This is a genomic window from Streptomyces sp. NPDC015346, from assembly GCF_043078785.1.
Lineage (GTDB): Bacteria > Actinomycetota > Actinomycetes > Streptomycetales > Streptomycetaceae > Streptomyces.
In genome coordinates this window covers 889,486-907,218 of record NZ_JBIBTW010000001.1, presented here as the reverse complement: position 1 = coordinate 907,218, position 17,733 = coordinate 889,486, and the positions used below count along the sequence as shown (strand labels likewise).

The 17,733-nt window shown below is 70.4% G+C and carries 15 protein-coding genes; 5 read left to right on the top strand and 10 right to left on the bottom strand.

Features of this window, described 5'->3' with window-relative positions; genetic code table 11:
• Positions 1-66 precede the first annotated feature (66 nt).
• A complete protein-coding gene (locus ACF06X_RS04115; protein WP_158986607.1) occupies positions 67-687 on the bottom strand; it encodes a heme-copper oxidase subunit III in 621 nt (206 codons plus the stop codon).
• 177 nt (positions 688-864) lie between these two features.
• On the opposite strand from ACF06X_RS04115, the gene ACF06X_RS04110 reads away from it, so the two are divergent.
• The gene (locus ACF06X_RS04110; protein WP_392285596.1) at positions 865-1,266 is read left to right on the top strand and encodes a hypothetical protein; all 402 of its coding nucleotides are present in this window, start codon (positions 865-867) and stop codon (positions 1,264-1,266) included.
• Positions 1,267-1,292: 26 nt separating this feature from the next.
• Here ACF06X_RS04110 and ACF06X_RS04105 read toward each other — a convergent pair whose 3' ends face one another.
• From ACF06X_RS04105 to coxB, 4 genes are all read right to left on the bottom strand, one after another.
• On the bottom strand, positions 1,293-2,546 hold the full coding sequence (locus ACF06X_RS04105) for an Ig-like domain-containing protein (protein WP_392285595.1): 1,254 nt from the start codon (positions 2,544-2,546) through the stop codon (positions 1,293-1,295).
• Positions 2,547-2,666: 120 nt separating this feature from the next.
• Positions 2,667-3,065 (bottom strand): cytochrome c oxidase subunit 4, encoded by a 399-nt coding sequence (locus ACF06X_RS04100; protein WP_392285594.1) that lies wholly within the window; start codon positions 3,063-3,065, stop codon positions 2,667-2,669.
• Positions 3,062-4,798 carry a cytochrome c oxidase subunit I gene (ctaD, locus tag ACF06X_RS04095; protein ID WP_158986615.1) on the bottom strand — a complete coding sequence of 579 codons (1,737 nt, stop codon included), beginning with the start codon at positions 4,796-4,798 and terminating at the stop codon, positions 3,062-3,064. The genes ACF06X_RS04100 and ctaD overlap by 4 nt, the downstream gene beginning before the upstream one ends.
• Positions 4,795-5,790 carry a cytochrome c oxidase subunit II gene (gene coxB, locus ACF06X_RS04090; RefSeq protein ID WP_392285593.1) on the bottom strand — a complete coding sequence of 332 codons (996 nt, stop codon included), beginning with the start codon at positions 5,788-5,790 and terminating at the stop codon, positions 4,795-4,797. The genes ctaD and coxB overlap by 4 nt, the downstream gene beginning before the upstream one ends.
• 319 nt (positions 5,791-6,109) lie before the next feature.
• On the opposite strand from coxB, the gene ACF06X_RS04085 reads away from it, so the two are divergent.
• Positions 6,110-7,498, top strand: coding sequence for a cysteine desulfurase/sulfurtransferase TusA family protein (locus ACF06X_RS04085; RefSeq protein WP_392285592.1), 1,389 nt, complete (start codon positions 6,110-6,112; stop codon positions 7,496-7,498).
• 67 nt (positions 7,499-7,565) lie between these two features.
• Here ACF06X_RS04085 and ACF06X_RS04080 read toward each other — a convergent pair whose 3' ends face one another.
• The gene (locus tag ACF06X_RS04080) at positions 7,566-8,540 is read right to left on the bottom strand and encodes a carbohydrate kinase family protein (protein ID WP_392285591.1); all 975 of its coding nucleotides are present in this window, start codon (positions 8,538-8,540) and stop codon (positions 7,566-7,568) included.
• 133 nt (positions 8,541-8,673) lie between these two features.
• On the opposite strand from ACF06X_RS04080, the gene ACF06X_RS04075 reads away from it, so the two are divergent.
• Both ACF06X_RS04075 and ACF06X_RS04070 read left to right on the top strand, forming a co-directional pair.
• On the top strand, positions 8,674-8,880 hold the full coding sequence (locus ACF06X_RS04075; protein ID WP_392285590.1) for a hypothetical protein: 207 nt from the start codon (positions 8,674-8,676) through the stop codon (positions 8,878-8,880).
• Between the two features lie 129 nt (positions 8,881-9,009).
• Positions 9,010-10,413 carry a hypothetical protein gene (locus ACF06X_RS04070; RefSeq protein WP_392285589.1) on the top strand — a complete coding sequence of 468 codons (1,404 nt, stop codon included), beginning with the start codon at positions 9,010-9,012 and terminating at the stop codon, positions 10,411-10,413.
• A 73-nt stretch (positions 10,414-10,486) separates the two neighbouring features.
• On the opposite strand, the gene ACF06X_RS04065 is transcribed toward ACF06X_RS04070, so the two are convergent.
• Positions 10,487-10,843: an iron-sulfur cluster assembly accessory protein gene (locus ACF06X_RS04065; protein ID WP_018848827.1), complete on the bottom strand. Its 357-nt coding sequence runs from the start codon at positions 10,841-10,843 to the stop codon at positions 10,487-10,489.
• Positions 10,844-11,149: 306 nt separating this feature from the next.
• Between ACF06X_RS04065 and nadA the strand changes: the two genes are divergently transcribed.
• Positions 11,150-12,331 (top strand): quinolinate synthase NadA, encoded by a 1,182-nt coding sequence (nadA, locus tag ACF06X_RS04060; RefSeq protein WP_392285588.1) that lies wholly within the window; start codon positions 11,150-11,152, stop codon positions 12,329-12,331.
• A gap of 64 nt (positions 12,332-12,395) precedes the next feature.
• On the opposite strand, the gene ACF06X_RS04055 is transcribed toward nadA, so the two are convergent.
• From ACF06X_RS04055 to ACF06X_RS04045, 3 genes are all read right to left on the bottom strand, one after another.
• Entirely contained in the window at positions 12,396-15,563 is a 3,168-nt protein-coding gene (locus tag ACF06X_RS04055) for an efflux RND transporter permease subunit (RefSeq protein WP_392285587.1), read from the bottom strand.
• Positions 15,564-15,710: 147 nt separating this feature from the next.
• On the bottom strand, positions 15,711-16,403 hold the full coding sequence (locus ACF06X_RS04050; protein ID WP_392285586.1) for a response regulator: 693 nt from the start codon (positions 16,401-16,403) through the stop codon (positions 15,711-15,713).
• Positions 16,400-17,671, bottom strand: a complete 1,272-nt coding sequence (locus ACF06X_RS04045) for a sensor histidine kinase (RefSeq protein ID WP_392285585.1) — start codon at positions 17,669-17,671, stop codon at positions 16,400-16,402. Before ACF06X_RS04045 ends, ACF06X_RS04050 begins: the two co-directional genes overlap by 4 nt.
• Positions 17,672-17,733 lie beyond the last annotated feature (62 nt).

The following is a 17,733-nucleotide window of genomic DNA, read 5'->3' as shown; positions in this document are numbered from 1 at the left end:
CCCGGTGTCAGGATCTTCTGCGTCGATGCTTGCTGGATGTCTCAGTTCGCCAGGATGGCGCCCCGATTACTTGATCATGTAGATCGTGGCGAAGAGGCCGATCCAGACGACATCGACGAAGTGCCAGTAGTAGGACACGACGATGGCGGCGGTTGCCTGCTCGTGAGTGAATCTCTTGGCGGCGTACGTCCGGCCCAGGACCAGCAGGAAGGCGATGAGACCGCCCGTCACGTGCAGGCCGTGGAAGCCGGTGGTCAGGTAGAACACAGAGCCGTACGGGTCCGACGAGAGCGAGAGGCCCTCGTGCTTGACCAGCTCGGTGTACTCGAAGACCTGGCCGCCGATGAAGATCGCACCCATCACGAACGTGATGATGAACCACGTCCGGAGCTTCTTCACATCGCCCCGCTCCGCGGCGAAGACGCCGAGCTGGCAGGTGAGGGAGGAGAGCACCAGGATCGTGGTGTTGGTCGCCGAGAACGGGAAGTTCAAGGCCGAGGCCTTTTCCGTCCAGAACTCGGCACCCGTCACCGATCGCAGGGTGAAGTACATCGCGAAGAGGGCCGCGAAGAACATCAGCTCGGAACTCAACCAGATGATGGTTCCGACGCTGGTGAGGTTCGGTCGATTGACCGACGGGTGCGCGTGCCCTGTTTCTACTGTCGTTACTGTCGCCACGACCGACATTATGTCGGTCGCTTATCCCGCCCTCACTCCGGGGGGTGCCGTTCGGAGTGTCCGGGGCCCGCGTCCAGCCCGAACGGCCCATCGAAACGGCCTCCCCGGCGGCGTACGACCGGTGTTGACGCGGGGTGGGACGGAGTAGCATCCGGCGCATCGGTTGATGACCTTCACGGAGGAACGATGCAGTCGAGCGCCACGGTCCTGGTCTACAGCGACGACGCGAAAACGCGGGAACAGGTGCGGCTGGCTGCGGGACGCAGGCCCGCGGCCGACGTTCCCCCGGTCGAGTTCGTCGAGTGCGCGACGCTCCCCGCGGTGCTGAAGCGCCTGGAGGAGGGCGGTGTCGACGTCTGCGTGCTGGACGGCGAGGCCGTGCCGGCCGGCGGGATGGGCGTCTGCCGCCAGATCAAGGACGAGGTCTTCCGCTGCCCGCCGGTGCTGCTCCTGATCGGCCGCCCGCAGGACGCCTGGCTGGCCACCTGGAGCCGCGCGGACGCCGCGGTGACCCTCCCGGTCGAACCGGTGGATTTCGCGGCGTCCCTGGCGTCCCTGCTGCGTACCCGCCTCTGCATCGACGTCTGAACGGCTGACGCCCGAACGGCTGATGTCTAGATCGACGGCCTCAGTCGGGTGGGGTCGGGCGGGTTGGCGGCGTTCTGGTTCGGTTCGACCAGGGCGCTGCCCTTGCGCCACTTGTCCCAGGGCAGGTTCCAGTCGCCGAAGCCGTTGCCGAAGGTGTCCATCGTGTCGCCGTAGCTGTTGATCGTCTTCACGATGTCGCCGGGCCGGACGGTCTCGTAGAACCAGGCCGCGTTCCCCGTCGACATGCCGACACAGCCGTGGCTGACGTTGGCGACTCCGTGCGAGCCGACGGACCAGGGCGCCGCGTGGACGTACTCGCCGCTCCAGGTGACCCGGGTCGCGTAGTAGACGGGCAGGTCGTACGACTCGGAGGTGCCCTCCGCGATGCCGACGCTGGTACCGCGCATCCGTACGAAGTACTCCTTGCCGAGCACCACCTTGATGCCGTTACGGGTGGAGAAGCCCGGCTTGCCGGTGGTCACCGGAATGGTGTTGATCACTTCTCCGTTGCGCCGCACGGTCATGTAGTGCGAGCCCGCGTCCGCGATCGCCTCGATCCGGTCGCCGATCGTGAGCTTCAGCGGCTTGGACTCGCCGCCGTAGAGCTTGTCGCCCACCTTGACGCCGGCCAGGTTGGCGGTGGCGGTGATCACCGCGCCCGTGGGCCAGTACTCCTTGGGACGGTAGTGCAGCTTCTCGTCGTCCACCCAGTGCCAGGAGCCCTCCACCGAGGGCGTGGAGCGCACCTTCAGGGCCCGTTCCACGACCGCCCGGGACTTCCTGTCCTTGACGGGGAGGCTGAGGTCGGCCGTGATGGGCTGCCCGACGCCGTATTTGCCCGCCTCCGGGCCGAACTCCACCGTGAGGGACCGCTTCGCCGGGGCCGTCTCGAAGGTGAACGTACGGGTGCCGGGAGCGCCCTCCTGGTCCTCCGTGGAGACCTTGACGGTGTAGCGGGCTCCGGCCGTCAGTGAGCCGGTGGAGCGCCAGAGCTGCCCGTCTGCGGTGAGCTCGCCCGCGAGGTGGTGGCCGGTGGCGTCGACGGCCGTCACATCGGTGATGCGGCCTTCGCCGCCCTTGGCGGTGATCTCCAGCGCCTTGTCGGGGTCGGCCTTCTTGCCGTCCGCCGGGGCGTTGAAGGAGACGTGCCGCGCCGCGTCGTACGGACGGGTCGACAGCGGGTGGCCCTCGGAGCCCGCGCAGGCGGTGGCGCCGGCGGTGACGGTGACAGCCAGGAAGGTGCAGCTCACAACAGTCCGAATGCGCGGCGTGTCGTTCATGAGATCACCGTAAGAACATTCCCGCGAGCCAGCGCGCCGGGTGCTCCGAAAGAGGGGCCCGGCCACTTCGGTGACGAAGTGGCCGGGCCCCTCGGGGTGCTGCGGGTGCTGCGGGTGGCGCTACTGGTTCTGGTTCTCGCCGCGGTAGAACTCGAACACCCAGCCGAACAGGCCGACCAGGATCAGCGGAGCCGAGAAGTACAGCAGCCACCAGCCCATCGCGATGCCGAGGAAGGCGAGCGCGCCGCCGATGCCGAGCGAGAGCGGCTGCCAGCTGTGCGGGGCGAAGAAGCCCACTTCACCGGCCTCGTCCGCGACGTCGGCCTCCTTGTCGTCCTGCGCCATCGCGTCGACCCGCCGGGCCGTGAAGGCCAGGTAGTAGCCGATCATGATGGCCAGGCCGAAGGCCAGGAAGAGCGCCGTGGTGCCGACCGGCTCCTTCGACCACACGCCGTAGATGACGGCCATGGCGAGGATGAAGACGCTCAGCCAGATGAACATCTTGCCCTGGATCTTCACTTGCCGGCCTCCTTGCCGCCAGTGAGAGCCGCGGCCTCGTGCGGCTTGTTCTCGAGCTGGTCGATCGCCGCGATCTCAGGGTGGTGCAGGTCGAACGCCGGGGATTCGGAACGGATCCGCGGCAGGGTGAGGAAGTTGTGCCGCGGGGGCGGGCAGGAGGTGGCCCACTCCAGCGAACGGCCGTAGCCCCACGGGTCGTCGACCTCGATCTTCTTGCCGTACTTGGCGGTCTTCCACACGTTGTAGAAGAACGGCAGGATCGACAGACCGAGCAGGAACGAGGAGATCGTCGAGATCGTGTTCAGCGCGGTGAAGCCGTCGGCGTCGAGGTAGTCCGCGTAACGACGCGGCATGCCCTCGGCGCCCAGCCAGTGCTGCACCAGGAACGTGCCGTGGAAGCCGATGAACAGCGTCCAGAACGTCATCTTGCCGAGCCGCTCGTCCAGCATCTTGCCGGTGAACTTCGGCCACCAGAAGTGGAAGCCGGCGAACATCGCGAAGACCACGGTGCCGAAGACGACGTAGTGGAAGTGCGCGACGACGAAGTACGAGTCGGAGACGTGGAAGTCCATCGGCGGCGAGGCCAGGATGACGCCGGTCAGACCACCGAAGGTGAAGGTGACCAGGAAGCCGATCGTCCAGAGCATCGGTGTCTCGAAGGACAACGAGCCCTTCCACATCGTTCCGATCCAGTTGAAGAACTTCACGCCGGTCGGTACGGCGATGAGGAACGTCATGAAGGAGAAGAACGGCAGCAGCACACCACCGGTGACGTACATGTGGTGGGCCCACACGGTCACCGAGAGACCGGCGATCGCGATGGTCGCGGCCACCAGACCGATGTAGCCGAACATCGGCTTGCGGCTGAAGACCGGGATCACTTCGGAGACGATGCCGAAGAACGGCAGGGCGATGATGTACACCTCGGGGTGTCCGAAGAACCAGAAGAGGTGCTGCCACAGCAGCGAGCCGCCGTTGGCGGCGTCGAAGATGTGGGCCCCGAACTTGCGGTCCGCCTCCAGGGCGAACAGCGCGGCCGCGAGGACCGGGAAGGCGAGCAGGACCAGCACACCGGTCAGCAGCACGTTCCAGGTGAAGATCGGCATCCGGAACATCGTCATGCCCGGAGCGCGCATGCAGATGATCGTGGTGATGAAGTTGACCGAGCCGAGGATCGTGCCGAAGCCGGAGAAGGCCAGACCCATGATCCACATGTCGGCGCCGACACCCGGCGAGCGGACGGCGTCCGACAGCGGGGCGTAGGCGAACCAGCCGAAGTCGGCCGCGCCCTGCGGGGTGAGGAAGCCGGCCACCGCGATGAGCGAGCCGAAGAGGTACAGCCAGTACGCGAACATGTTCAGCCGCGGGAACGCCACGTCGGGCGCGCCGATCTGCAGCGGCATGATCCAGTTCGCGAATCCGGCGAACAGCGGCGTCGCGAACATCAGCAGCATGATCGTGCCGTGCATCGTGAACGCCTGGTTGAACTGCTCGTTCGACATGATCTGCGTGCCCGGACGGGCCAGCTCGGCGCGCATGAAGAGCGCCATGAGTCCGCCGACGCAGAAGAAGATGAACGACGTGACCAGGTAGAGGGTGCCGATCGTCTTGTGGTCGGTGGTGGTGAGCCACTTGACCACGACATTGCCGGGCTGCTTGCGGCGTACCGGGACCTCGTTCTCGTACGAGTCCTCAGCCGCGGCCGCACCCTGGGGTTCGTTGAGGATGCTCACAGTTGCTTCTTCTCCGCGTTCCTGGCCGGGTCCGTCTGCTCGATGCCCGACGGGATGTAGCCGGTCTGCCCCTTCTCCGCCAGCTCCTTCAGGTGCTGCTGGTAACGCTCCGGGGAGACCACCTTGACGTTGAAGAGCATCCGGGAGTGGTCGACACCGCAGAGCTCGGCACACTTGCCCATGAAGGTGCCCTCACGCGTCGGGGTCACCTCGAAGGCGTTGGGGTGGCCGGGGATGACGTCCTGCTTCATCAGGAAGGGGACCACCCAGAAGGAGTGGATGACGTCACGGGAGGTCAGGACGAACCGGACCTTCTCGCCCTTGGGCAGCCACAGGGTCGGGCCCGGGTTGCCGTTCTGCGGGTTCCGGTCCCCCGGGATGCCGGCGTCGTAGACGCCGCCGGCGTTGGCCGGGAACTGGTTCTTGTACCTGTCGGGCACGCCCGCCAGGTTCTTGTCCGTCTTGGCGTCGCCGGTGACACCCGGCACGTTCTCGATGTAGTTGAAGCCCCAGCTCCACTGGTAGCCGACCACGTTGATGGTGTGGGTGGGCTTCGGGCTGAGCTGGAGGAGCTTCGACTCGTCGCGCGCCGTGAAGTAGAAGAGCACGGAGACGATGATGAGCGGGGTGACCGTGTACAGCGCCTCGATGGGCATGTTGTACCGCGTCTGCGGAGGTACCTCGACCTTGGTGCGGCTGCGCCGGTGGAAGATGACCGACCACAGGATCAGACCCCAGACAAGGACGCCCGTGGCGAGCGCAGCCGCCCACGAGCCCTGCCAGAGGGAGAGGATCCGCGGCGCCTCTTCCGTTACCGGGGTGGGCATACCAAGGCGGGGGAAGTCTTCCCAGTTGTACGAGCAGCCGGTGGCTGTCGCCAGGATCAGGCCCGCAGTCAGCACCTGCGGCAGCTTCCGCCGCATCGGGCGCCGAGACGTGGGGGTACCACCCGCGCCTTGGCTGCGGGGGAGGTCGGAGCCGTTGGGACTCACGTAGCGCCTTCCCGAGAGTCTCGGCCCGCGCTGGTCGGCTACGGCCGTCTTCCGGGTCGGTCGCCGCCCCGGCCGCGGGCAGGGGTTTGGATGTTTATGCGGACCAAACCCTACTGGACGCTATTTGGGGTCGCGCGGGGAGGGTGCCCAACGCGCCGCCCGACACCCCGAAGGGGTGGACGTGATCATTCCGCGGGCGGGTCCGCGGCCGCCGCCGGGGGGTCGGCCGAAGGCCGGCGCGTGGAGCGATGGGCGGCGCGGACCGGGCATATGACGGGGGCTTACGGAGCGGGGAGGCGGGAGGGCCTACCGTGTTTATGTGCCCTACTTCGACGCCGCTTCCTCCGCCCCGCTGCACCCCGTGGCCCGCCAGGCGCTGCTCGCCTCCCTGGACGAGGGGTGGGCCGACCCGGCCCGGCTCTACCGCGAGGGGCGGCGGGCGCGCCTGCTCCTGGACGCGGCGCGGGAGGCCGCGGCGGAGGCGGTGGGCTGCCGCCCCGACGAGCTGGTGTTCACCCCTTCGGGGACGCGCGCGGTTCACTCGGGAATTTCCGGGGCGCTCGCGGGCCGTCGGCGTGTCGGGACCCGGCTCGTGGTGTCGGCGGTCGAACACTCCTCCGTGCTGCACGCGGCCGAGGCGCACGCGGCGGCGGGCGGCTCGCTGACCGAGGTGCCGGTGGGCCGGTCGGGCGCGGTGGAGACGGCGGCCTTCGCGGCGGCGCTGGACGAGGGGACGGCGCTGGCCTGCCTGCAGTCCGCCAACCACGAGGTGGGGACGGTGCAGCCGGTGGCGGAGGTCGCGGAGGCGTGCCGGGCGGCGGGGGTCCCGCTCCTGGTGGACGCGGCGCAGTCGCTGGGCTGGGGGCCGGTCGAGGGCGGCTGGTCGCTGCTCGCGGCGAGCGCGCACAAGTGGGGCGGCCCGGCGGGGGTCGGGCTGCTCGCCGTACGGAAGGGGGTGCGGTTCGCGCCCCAAGGTCCCGCGGACGAGCGGGAGTCGGGGCGGGCGGCGGGGTTCGAGAACCTGCCGGCGATCGTCGCCGCGGCGGCGTCGCTGCGGGCGGTGCGCGCGGAGGCGGAGGCCGAGGGGGCGCGGCTGCGGGGTCTGGTGGACCGGATCAGGGGCCGGGTTCCGGAGCTGGTGCCGGATGTGGAGGTGGTGGGCGATCCGGTGCGCCGGCTGCCCCATCTCGTGACGTTCTCCTGTCTCTATGTCGACGGGGAGACGCTGTTGCACGAGCTGGACCGGGAGGGTTTCTCCGTTTCGTCCGGTTCGTCGTGTACGAGTTCGACGTTGACGCCCAGCCATGTGCTGCGGGCGATGGGGGTGCTGAGCGAGGGGAACGTCCGGGTGTCCCTGCCGGCGGGGACGCCCGAGGAGGACGTCGAACGCTTCCTCGACGTGCTGCCCGGGGTGGTGGCGGGGGTACGGGAGCGGCTCGGCGCACCGGAGCCGGCGACCGGGGCGGCGGCGGCCGACTCGGGTTCGCTCGTGGTGGACGCCCTCGGCAGGCGCTGCCCGATCCCGGTCATCGAACTGGCGAAGGTGATCGGCGAGGTCCCGCTGGGCGGCACGGTCACCGTCCTGGCCGACGACGAGGCGGCCCGCCTGGACATCCCGGCCTGGTGCGAGATGCGCGGCCAGCAGTACGTGGGCGAGGAGCCCTCCCCGAAGGGCGGCACGGCCTACGTGGTCCGCCGGATGGCGTAGACACCGGGGCCTCGCCCGCACCACCAGCGCGGCGCACGCGTGGTGGTGCGGGCCGGGGCCCCCGCGGTCAGGGCAGGTAGGTCTGGACCTCGCTCGCGGCGTCGTCGCCGTACGCCTTGGTGAAGCGCTCCATGAAGTGGGCGCGGGCCAGGGTGTACTCCTGGGTGCCCAGGGTCTCGATCACCAGCGTCGCGAGCATGCAGCCGACCTGCGCCGCGCGCTCCAGGCCGACGCCCCAGGAAAGACCCGTGAGGAAGCCGGCGCGGAAGGCGTCGCCCACGCCGGTCGGGTCGACCTTCGCCTCCTCCTCCGGGCAGCCGACCTCGATCGCCGGCTCGCCCGCGCACTCGATGCGGACGCCGCGCGAGCCGAGGGTGGTGACCCGGTGGCCGACCCTGGCGAGGATCTCCTCGTCGGTCCAGCCCGTCTTGGACTCGATGAGCCCCTTCTCGTACTCGTTGGAGAAAAGGTAGGTCGCGCCGTCCAGGAGGGTGCGGATCTCCTCGCCGTCCATCCGCGCGATCTGCTGCGAGAAGTCGGCGGCGAAGGGGATCCCCCGCGTCTTGCACTCCTCGGTGTGGCGCAGCATCGCCTCGGGGTCGTCGGCGCCGATCAGCACCAGGTCGAGACCGCCCACGCGGTCGGCGACCGACTTGAGCTCGATCTGCCGGGCCTCGCTCATCGCGCCCGTGTAGAAGGAGCCGATCTGGTTGTGGTCCTTGTCCGTGGTGCAGACGAAGCGGGCGGTGTGCAGGACCTCGGAGATCCGGACGGAACCGGTGTCGACGCCGTGGCGGTCGAGCCAGGCGCGGTACTCGTCGAAGTCGTAGCCGGCCGCTCCGACGAGGATCGGGTTGCCGCCGAGCTGGCCCATGCCGAAGCAGATGTTCGGGCCGACGCCTCCCCGCCGGATGTCGAGGTTGTCGACGAGGAAGGAGAGGGAGACCGTGTGGAGCTGGTCCGCGACGAGCTGGTCCGCGAACCGGCCGGGGAAGGTCATGAGGTGGTCGGTGGCGATGGAGCCGGTGACTGCGATACGCACGGCTGGGCGCTCCTGCGGGTACGGAAAGGGGTTGACAGTTCACGCTACCGGGTGGGGAACGCCCTGCCGACCAGTGGAAACTACCCCAGAGTAGGCCTTTTCCCCGATGCGGTGCCGTGCGTACGGTGCGCCTATGTCCATGTACCCCGCTCCTCGCGAGCACCAGGAGCCCGAGCTCAGCCTGGCCCAGCTGCGCGGCGACAGCGCGCGGATGGCCCCGCACTGGGTGGTCCCCGCGACCGCCGCGGCCGCTCCGGTCTCCCCCGCCCTGATCCACGGCGTCGTCGTCCCGCCCGCCTCGGCGCGGCTGATCGACGCCACCTCCGAATACGGCGCCTGAGGACGGAAAGGGGAACCGCCCGCTCACCTTTTCCGTCCCATCGGTGACTTCCCGCTGGGGGATCTCCCCCACGTCTGAAGGAGCGATGCGGTGAGCGGTTCGGAGAGCCGGCGACACAGGCGCGGTCCGGTGCTGGTCGCATCGGTGGCCGCGGGCGTCCTGCTGGCCGGCGGCGGCGGTGTGTACCTGGCGACCACGGCGGACGGCGGTGGGACGAGCGGCGGCGCCGCGGCGCCACCCCCACCCCTGCGCCTGGACGCGAAGGCCGGCGACGACGGCGGACCCGGCATCGCCCCGGGAGAGCCCGACCCGGGCGGTGGCGCCGTCTACAAGGCGAAGGGCCCCCTCCCCGAGGGGCCCTCCTCGGCCCCGGTCCACCGGCCCGAGGGCCGGGTCACCTCGGCCGAGGTGAGCCGGCTGGCGAAGGCCCTCGGCATCGCGGGCGCGCCGAGGCTGGAGGGCGAGGTCTGGAAGATCGCCCCGGAGAAGGACGGCTCGGGTCTGCGGCTCGACGTGTCGGCCGAGGCGCCGGGCAGCTGGACGTTCTCGCGGTACGACGGAGGGCCGGCCGGTGACACCTGCCTCAAGGGCAGGGCGTGCCCGCCCCCGGGCGAGCCGAAGCCTCCACGCGGCGGGCCGGTGGGCGAGGCGGCGGCGCGGGCCGCGGCGGCGCCCGTGCTGAAGGCGATCGGCCAGGACGACGCGAAGCTGGACGCGAGCCAGGTGATGGGCGGCACCGTACGGGTGGTCAACGCCGACCCGGTCGTGGGCGGGCTGCCGACGTACGGCTGGTCGACCGGGATCCATGTCGGGCCGGGCGGTGAGCTGGTCGCGGGCAGCGGGCAGCTGAAGGACCCGGCGAAGGGTGCCGAGTATCCGGTGATCGGGGCCGAGAAGGCTCTCGAGGAGCTGAACAAGGCGGCGAGCGGGCCGGGCACGATCGGCATCGGGGGCTGCGCCACCGATCCGCCGGCGGCGGAGGCCCCCGCGCCGCCCGGGTCCCCCGTGCCTCCGGCGGCGACGTGCAAGCCTGACGTACCGCCGAAGGAGCTGGCGGTCACGGGCGCGGTCTTCGGTCTCGCCGCGCAGTTCGTGGACGGCGAGCGGGCGCTCGTACCGTCGTGGCTGTTCACGGTGGAGGGGGAGGCGGGCGCGCGGCCGTCCACGGTCGTCCGGACGGCGGTGGCCCCGGAGCATCTGGCGCCCCCGGCGAAGCCGAGCCCGAGCCCGACCCCCACGCCGGGGACGGAGGAGGGCGCCGAGCCCGTGCGGCGCGTCGAGTCGTACCGGATCGACGGCACCGGCACGAAGCTGTCCGTCACCTTCTGGGGAGGGGTGTGCAGCGAGTACACGGCGACGGCGGAGGAGGGCCCCGGCAAGGTCACCGTGCGGGTGACGGAGCGGCCGACCGACCCCGGCCGCGCGTGCATCGCCATCGCGGTGGAGGTGACGCGGACGGTGGACCTCAAGCAGCCGCTGGCCGCCCGGACCGTGCTGGACGCGGCGAGCGGGGAGCCCGTACCGCGCGGGTGAGCACGGCACGACGAAGGCGGCGGCCCGGGATTTCCCGGGCCGCCGCCTTCGTCGTGCCGTTCGGCCGAAGTGCTTAGCTGAACGAGTCGCCGCAGGCGCAGGAGCCCGTGGCGTTCGGGTTGTCGATCGTGAAGCCCTGCTTCTCGATGGTGTCGACGAAGTCGATGGAGGCACCGCCGAGGTACGGGGCGCTCATGCGGTCGGTGACGACCTTGACGCCGTCGAAGTCCTTGACGACGTCGCCGTCGAGCGAACGCTCGTCGAAGAAGAGCTGGTAACGCAGGCCGGAGCAGCCACCGGGCTGAACGGCGACGCGCAGCGCGAGGTCGTCGCGGCCTTCCTGGTCGAGCAGGGCCTTGACCTTGGCCGCGGCGGCGTCAGACAGGAGGATGCCGTCGCTGACAGTGGTCTTCTCGTCCGATACGGACATCTGCTTCTCTCCCGGGTTGTACGGAGACTGCTTGCCGACGGTTGCAACCGGCGGGGCCCGGGTTTCATTCCGGGCGGAGGCCGCGTCTTCACGTCTTGTCCCTTTCATGCTCGCACACCCGCTCGCGAGCAAGCACCGCCGCGTGGTGCCCGAATTCGTCACATCGACACTATGGACATCGTCAAACTGACACGAAGCGGTTATGATAGATAGCGTCATTTCGACGAAAAGCCTGACGAAGAAGCCTCCGGTGCAAACACCGGCTCCGCTGGAGCGGCTCTGCCGCACTGAATTGGAAAAGAAAGGGTGCGTGACGTGACCACCGCCCAGCCCCTGGACGTTCAGCCGACGCCGCTCGCCCTGCTGCTGCTCGGCCGCGAGGCCGACCCGAAGAGCGAGCGCGGCGTGGAGTGCCCCGGCGACCTGCCGTCGCCCTCCGACCCGGACCTGGTGGAGCGCGCCAGGGCGGCCAAGGAGAAGCTCGGGGACAAGGTCTTCGTCCTCGGCCACCACTACCAGCGCGACGAGGTCATCCAGTTCGCCGACGTGACCGGTGACTCCTTCAAGCTCGCCCGCGACGCCGCGGCGCGCCCGGAGGCCGAGTACATCGTCTTCTGCGGCGTGCACTTCATGGCCGAGTCGGCCGACATCCTCACCACCGACGACCAGAAGGTCGTCCTGCCGGACCTGGCGGCCGGCTGCTCGATGGCCGACATGGCCACCGCCGAGCAGGTCGCCGAGTGCTGGGACGTGCTGACCGAGGCCGGCATCGCCGAGCAGGTCGTACCCGTCTCGTACATGAACTCCTCGGCCGACATCAAGGCCTTCACCGGCAAGCACGGGGGCACGATCTGCACCTCGTCGAACGCCAAGCGCGCCCTGGACTGGGCCTTCGAGCAGGGCGAGAAGGTGCTCTTCCTGCCCGACCAGCACCTGGGCCGGAACACCGCGGTGCGCGAGATGGGGATGACGCTGGAGGACTGCGTCCTCTACAACCCGCACAAGCCGAACGGCGGCCTGACCGTCGAGGAGCTGCGGGCCGCGAAGATGATCCTGTGGCGGGGTCACTGCTCGGTGCACGGCCGGTTCTCGCTGGACTCGGTCAACGACGTGCGGGAGCGGATCCCGGGCGTGAACGTGCTCGTGCACCCGGAGTGCAAGCACGAGGTCGTGGCGGCGGCGGACTACGTCGGCTCGACCGAGTACATCATCAAGACGCTGGAGGCGGCCCCGGCCGGCTCGAAGTGGGCGATCGGCACGGAGCTGAACCTGGTCCGGCGCGTGGCCGACGCGCACCCGGACAAGGAGGTCGTCTTCCTCGACAAGACGGTCTGCTTCTGCTCGACGATGAACCGGATCGACCTGCCGCACCTGGTGTGGGCGCTGGAGTCGCTGGCCGAGGGCAACCTGGTCAACCGGATCGAGGTCGACAAGGAGACGGAGAGCTTCGCGAAGCTGGCACTGGAGCGGATGCTCGCCCTGCCGTAACTCCGGCCGCACCGCGCGAAGGGCGCCCCGCATGGTCGCGGGGCGCCCTTCGGCGTGCGTGGCGTCAGATGTCCAGCGCGTCCAGCCTGTCCAGCAGGGTCGCGTCCGCGGGGGTCACGTCCGGCTGGTCGGGGTTGTCGAGGGAGCCGTCACGCTTCGCCTTCCTCGCCCCCTTCTTCGCCGCCTTCTTCTCGGCCCGGCGCTCCTTGCGCAGTTCGACCATCGCGTACAGCGTCGGGACGAGCAGCAGGGTCAGCAGCGTCGAGGTGATCAGGCCGCCGATCACCACCACCGCCAGCGGCTTGGCGATGAAACCGCCCTCGCCGGTGATGCCGAGCGCCATCGGCAGCAGCGCGAAGATCGTCGCCAGCGCCGTCATCAGGATCGGGCGCAAGCGGTGCCGGCCGCCCTCGACGACCGCCTCGACGACGCCCAGTCCCTGGGCCCGGTACTGGTTGATCAGGTCGATCAGGACGATCGCGTTGGTCACCACGATGCCGATCAGCATCAGCATGCCGATCATCGCCGGGACACCCATCGCCGTGCCGGTCAGGAGCAGCAGGCCGATCGCGCCGGTCGCCGCGAACGGGATCGAGACGAGCAGGATCAGCGGCTGGACCAGCGACCTGAAGGTCGCCACGAGCAGCATGAAGACGATCGCGATCGCCGCGAGCATCGCCAGACCCAGGTTGACGAACGCCTCGGACTGGTCCTCGGAGACACCGCCGATGGACGCGGTCGCGCCCTGCGGCAGCTCGAGTGCGTCGATCTTCGACTGGAGGGCGGCGCTGACCGCGCCGGTGTTGTCACCGGTCGGCTTGGCCGTGATCGTCGCCGCGCGCGAGCCGTCGATCCGGGTCATCGAGACCGGGCCGGGGACCAGCTTCACCTCGGCGATGTCGCCGAGCCTGACCGGCCCGAGCGGCAGCGCCTTCAGTTCGGCCATCGTCGTGGCCGGCTTCGCCGAGGTCAGGACGATGTTCCGCTCGGTGTCGTCGAGGAGCGCCTTGCCCGCGGGGGTGCCGCGCACCGCCTGGGCGACGGCCATGCCGAGGGTGGTGTCGTCGAAGCCGGCGTCCGCCGCCCTGGCGGTGGCCTTGACGGAGATCCGCGGCACCGACTGGGAGAGGTCGCTCTGGACGTCGGTGACGTCGTCGAGCTTCGCGACCTCGGCCTTGACCGCCTCGGACGCCTTCTTCAGGGTGTCCGCGTCGGCCGCCTTGACGACCACGCTCAGGTCCTGGCTGCCGAAGCCGTCGCCCGCCGCGATCGTGGTGTCGCCGATGCCGTCGAGCCTGGCGAGCGCCTCGTCGATGGCGTCGCGGGTGCTGTCGGCGGAGGCCGCGTCCTCCAGCGTCACTTGGTACGAGGCCTGGTTGGCGCCCGTGCCGCCGCCGAAGGCGGCCATGAAGCCCGAGGAGCCGACCGTGACCTGGTAGTCCTTCACGCCGTCGGTCGTGGCGAGGACCCGCTCGACCTTCTTCGCGGCCTCGTCGGAGGCGGCGAGGCTGGTGCCGGGGGCCAGCTCCTGCTTGATGGAGAGGACCTCCTGCTCGCCCTGGTCGAAGAAGTTGGTCTTCAGGAGCGGGGCCATGCCGAAGGTGCCGGCCAGGACGACGACCGCGATCGCCACGCTGGTGAGGCGGCGCCGGGTCGCGAAGCGCAGGACGGGGACGTACAGGCGCTGGAGCCGGCTCTTGTTCTCCTTCTCCTCGGCCACCCGGCGGGCCTCCTCCGGGTCCGGCGAGGTGCCCTTGGGGGCGCGCAGGAACCAGTACGAGAGAACCGGGACGACGGTGAGCGAGACGAGGAGGGAGGCGAGCAGGGCGGCCGTGACCGTCAGGCTGAACGAGCCGAACAGCTCGCCCACCATGCCGCCGACGAGCCCGATCGGCAGGAAGACGGCGACCGTCGTGAGGGTGGAGGAGGTGACGGCGCCCGCCACTTCCCGTACGGCCGTGAGGATCGCCGCCTGGCGCTCCTCGCCGTAGCCGAGGTGCCGCTTGATGTTCTCCAGGACCACGATCGAGTCGTCGACGACCCGGCCGATGGCGATGGTGAGGGCACCGAGCGTCAGCATGTTGAGCGAGAGGTCGCGGGTCCAGAGCACGATCAGGGCCAGGACCACCGAGAGCGGGATGGAGACCGCGGTGACCAGGGTCGAGCGGATCGAGGCCAGGAAGACCAGGATCACCAGGACGGCCATGACGAGGCCGAGCGCGCCCTCGGTGGTGAGACCGGAGATCGACTTGGAGACGGCCGGTCCCTGGTCGGAGACGACGGTGAGCTCGGCGCCCGCGCCCAGGTCCTCGCGGAGGCCGGGCAGCTTCTCCTTGACCGCGTCGGAGATGGCGACGGCGCTGCCGTCGTTGTCCATGGTGGCCATGACGGCGAGGCTGGGCTTGCCGTTGGTACGGGTGAGGGAGACCCGGGAGGACTCCTCCTGCTTCACGGCCGCCACGTCGCCGAGGCGGACCGCCCTGCCCTTCGCCGACGGGATCCGCAGGTCCTGGATCTGCTGGAGCGAGGTGAAGCCGCCGCCGACCTGGACCGTACGGCTCTTGCCGGCCTCGGAGAAGGAGCCGGCCGGCATCGTGCCGCCGCCGGCCCGGATCGCCTCGGCGAGCTTCATGGTGCTGAGGCCGGCCGCGGCGAGCTTCCGGTCGTCGGGGGTCACGGAGACCTGGAGGTCCTGCACGCCGTCGACGGAGACCTGCCCGACGCCGTCGATGTCCTCCAGGGCCGGGACGACGGTCCGCTCCAACTGGTCGGCGAGGGCCTGCTGGTGCTTGTCGGAGGTGACGGCGAGGACGACGGTCGGGATGTCGTCGGTGGAGCCGGCGACGACCTGCGGGTCGACGTCGTCGGGGAGCGTGGCGCGCGCCCGGTTCACGGCCTGCTGGACATCGGCGACGAGCTGCTTGGTGCCCTCGTCGCCGTAGTCGAAGGTGGCCATGATGACGGCGCTGCCCTCGGAGGCGGTGGAGGTGACGCCCTTGATGCCGTCGACGGCCTTGAGGGTGCTCTCGAGCGGCTCGACGACCTGCTTCTCGACCACATCGGGGGACGCGCCCTGGTACTGCGCGAGCACCGACACCATCGGGAGCTCGATCGAGGGCAGCAACTGCTGCTTCAGCTGCGGTATCGCGATCGCCCCGAAGACGATGGCGACGATGGACATCAGCCCGATCAGGGCCCGTTGCGCGAGGCTGAATCTGGACAGCCAGGACATGGGGTCTCTCTTCTGTGGCGTGCTCGGCAGGCGGGCGCTGAGGAAGGCCCGTTCATACGATCAGCCATGCGAAGGGCCGTATCTTCGCCCCCCGGTCCCAATCCCTATGCCGCGCATACCGCGTCTGGAGTACGCCGGAGGCGCCCCTCACTCCACCCTTGGGCGTACCAGTCCCGACTCGTAGGCCGTGACGACCAGCTGGGCGCGGTCGCGGGCGCCGAGCTTGGCCATGGTCCGGTTGACGTGGGTCTTGACGGTGAGCGGGCTGACTTCGAGGCGTTCGGCGATCTCGTCGTTGGAGAGGCCGCCGCCGACGAGGACCAGCACCTCGCGTTCGCGGGTGGTGAGGGCGCCGAGCCGCTCGGAGTACGCCGGGGCGTCCTGGCCGTCCTCGGTGTCCGAACGCCCGCCCTGGGCGAGGAACTTGGCGATCAGGCCTTTCGTCGCCACGGGCGAGAGCAGCGCCTCCCCGGCAGCGGCGATCCGGATGGCGTTGAGCAGCTCCTCCGGTTCCGCGCCTTTTCCGAGAAAGCCGGAGGCACCGGCGCGGAGCGACCGCACGACGTACTCGTCCACCTCGAAGGTGGTCAGCATGACGATCCGTACGGCCGAGAGCTCCGGGTCCGCGGTGATCATGCGGGTGGCGGCGAGCCCGTCCGTACCGGGCATCCGGATGTCCATGAGGACGACGTCGGCGCGCTCGGAGCGGGCGAGGGCGACGGCCTCGGCACCGTCGGCGGCCTCCGCGACGACCTCCATGTCGGGTTCGGAGTTCACGAGCACCTTGAAGGCGCTGCGGAGCAGGGCCTGGTCGTCGGCGAGCAGCACCCGGATGGTCATGTGTCCTCCCCCGTACGGGCCGTTGCGGGCAGTATCGCCTGGACGCGGAAGCCGCCGCCGTAGCGGGGTGCCGCGGTGAGGCTGCCGCCGAGGGCGATGACGCGCTCGCGCATGCCGATCAGCCCGTGACCGCCGTGGCCGTCCCCGCCGCCGCCGTCGTCGTCGCCGCCGTCCTCGGTGGCGACGGCGGCACGGGGCGTGCCGTTGTCGAGGACGGTGATCTCGACCGTCCGGCCGACGCGGACGACGCTCACCTCCGCCTTGGCGTCCGGCCCCGCGTGCTTGCGCACGTTGGTGAGCGCCTCCTGGATGATCCGGTACGCGGCGAGGTCGACGGCCGCGGGCAGCCCGGCGTCGTCGGCGGCGCGGGCCAGCTCCACCGGGAGGCCCGCGTGGCGGAAGGTGGCGAGCAGCTCGTCGAGGACGGCGAGGCCGGGGGCCGGCTCGGTGGGCGCCTCGGGGTCGCCGGACTGGCGGAGCAGGCCGACGGTGGCCCGCAGTTCGTTGAGGGCGGAGCGGCTGGCCTCCCGGACGTGCGCGAGCGCCTCCTTGGCCTGGTCGGGCCGCTTGTCCATGACGTGGGCGGCGACCCCGGCCTGCACGTTGACCAGCGCGATGTGGTGGGCGACGACGTCGTGCAGGTCGCGGGCGATGCGGAGGCGTTCCTCGGCGACCCGGCGCCGGGCCTCCTCCTCCCGGGTCCGCTCGGCCCGCTCGGCCCGCTCCCGGATGGCGTCGACGAAGGCGCGGCGGCTGCGGACGGCGTCACCGGCGGCCGCGGCCATGCCGGTCCAGGCGAAGACGCCCAGGTTCTCCTGCGCGTACCAGGGCGTCGGCCCGAAGAGCATCGCGCCGGCGGTCAGGAGGGCCATGGTGGCGAGGCCGACGCGCCAGGTGGTGGGCCGGTCGGTGCGGGAGGCGACGGTGTAGAGCGCGACGACGGCGCTCATGGCGACGGGGGCGGGGGTCTCGTCGGCGATCAGCTCGGCGAGGGTGACCGCTCCGGTGAGGCCGAGGACGGCGAGGGGTTCGCGGCGGCGCAGGACGAGGGCGGCGGCGCCGAGGACCATGAGGAGCACGCTGGTGGCGTCGGGGGTGCGGTCGCCGAAGGTGGGGCCGGTGCGGCTGCCGTGCGGGTCGGCGAAGGACCCGGTGACCATGCAGGCCAGTACGGCGAGGGCGAGCCCGGCGTCGAAGGCGAGGGGGTGCGTCCGCAGCCAGCTCCGGCCCCGGCGACACCCGCTGTCGAGGGAGGTCACGTCCGGCAACGGTACGGGGTGGAACGCGCCGGTGCCCCGCCCACCGGGAAGGGAGCGGGGCACCGGCGGTG

Coding starts and splice junctions, on each gene's coding strand:
- ACF06X_RS04115 (WP_158986607.1), bottom strand. CDS start 687: ATGTCGGTCGTGGCGACAGTAACGACAGTAGAAACAGGGCACGCGCAC.
- ACF06X_RS04110 (WP_392285596.1), top strand. CDS start 865: ATGCAGTCGAGCGCCACGGTCCTGGTCTACAGCGACGACGCGAAAACG.
- ACF06X_RS04105 (WP_392285595.1), bottom strand. CDS start 2,546: ATGAACGACACGCCGCGCATTCGGACTGTTGTGAGCTGCACCTTCCTG.
- ACF06X_RS04075 (WP_392285590.1), top strand. CDS start 8,674: ATGTCCATGTACCCCGCTCCTCGCGAGCACCAGGAGCCCGAGCTCAGC.
- ACF06X_RS04065 (WP_018848827.1), bottom strand. CDS start 10,843: ATGTCCGTATCGGACGAGAAGACCACTGTCAGCGACGGCATCCTCCTG.
- ACF06X_RS04055 (WP_392285587.1), bottom strand. CDS start 15,563: ATGTCCTGGCTGTCCAGATTCAGCCTCGCGCAACGGGCCCTGATCGGG.
- ACF06X_RS04050 (WP_392285586.1), bottom strand. CDS start 16,403: ATGACCATCCGGGTGCTGCTCGCCGACGACCAGGCCCTGCTCCGCAGC.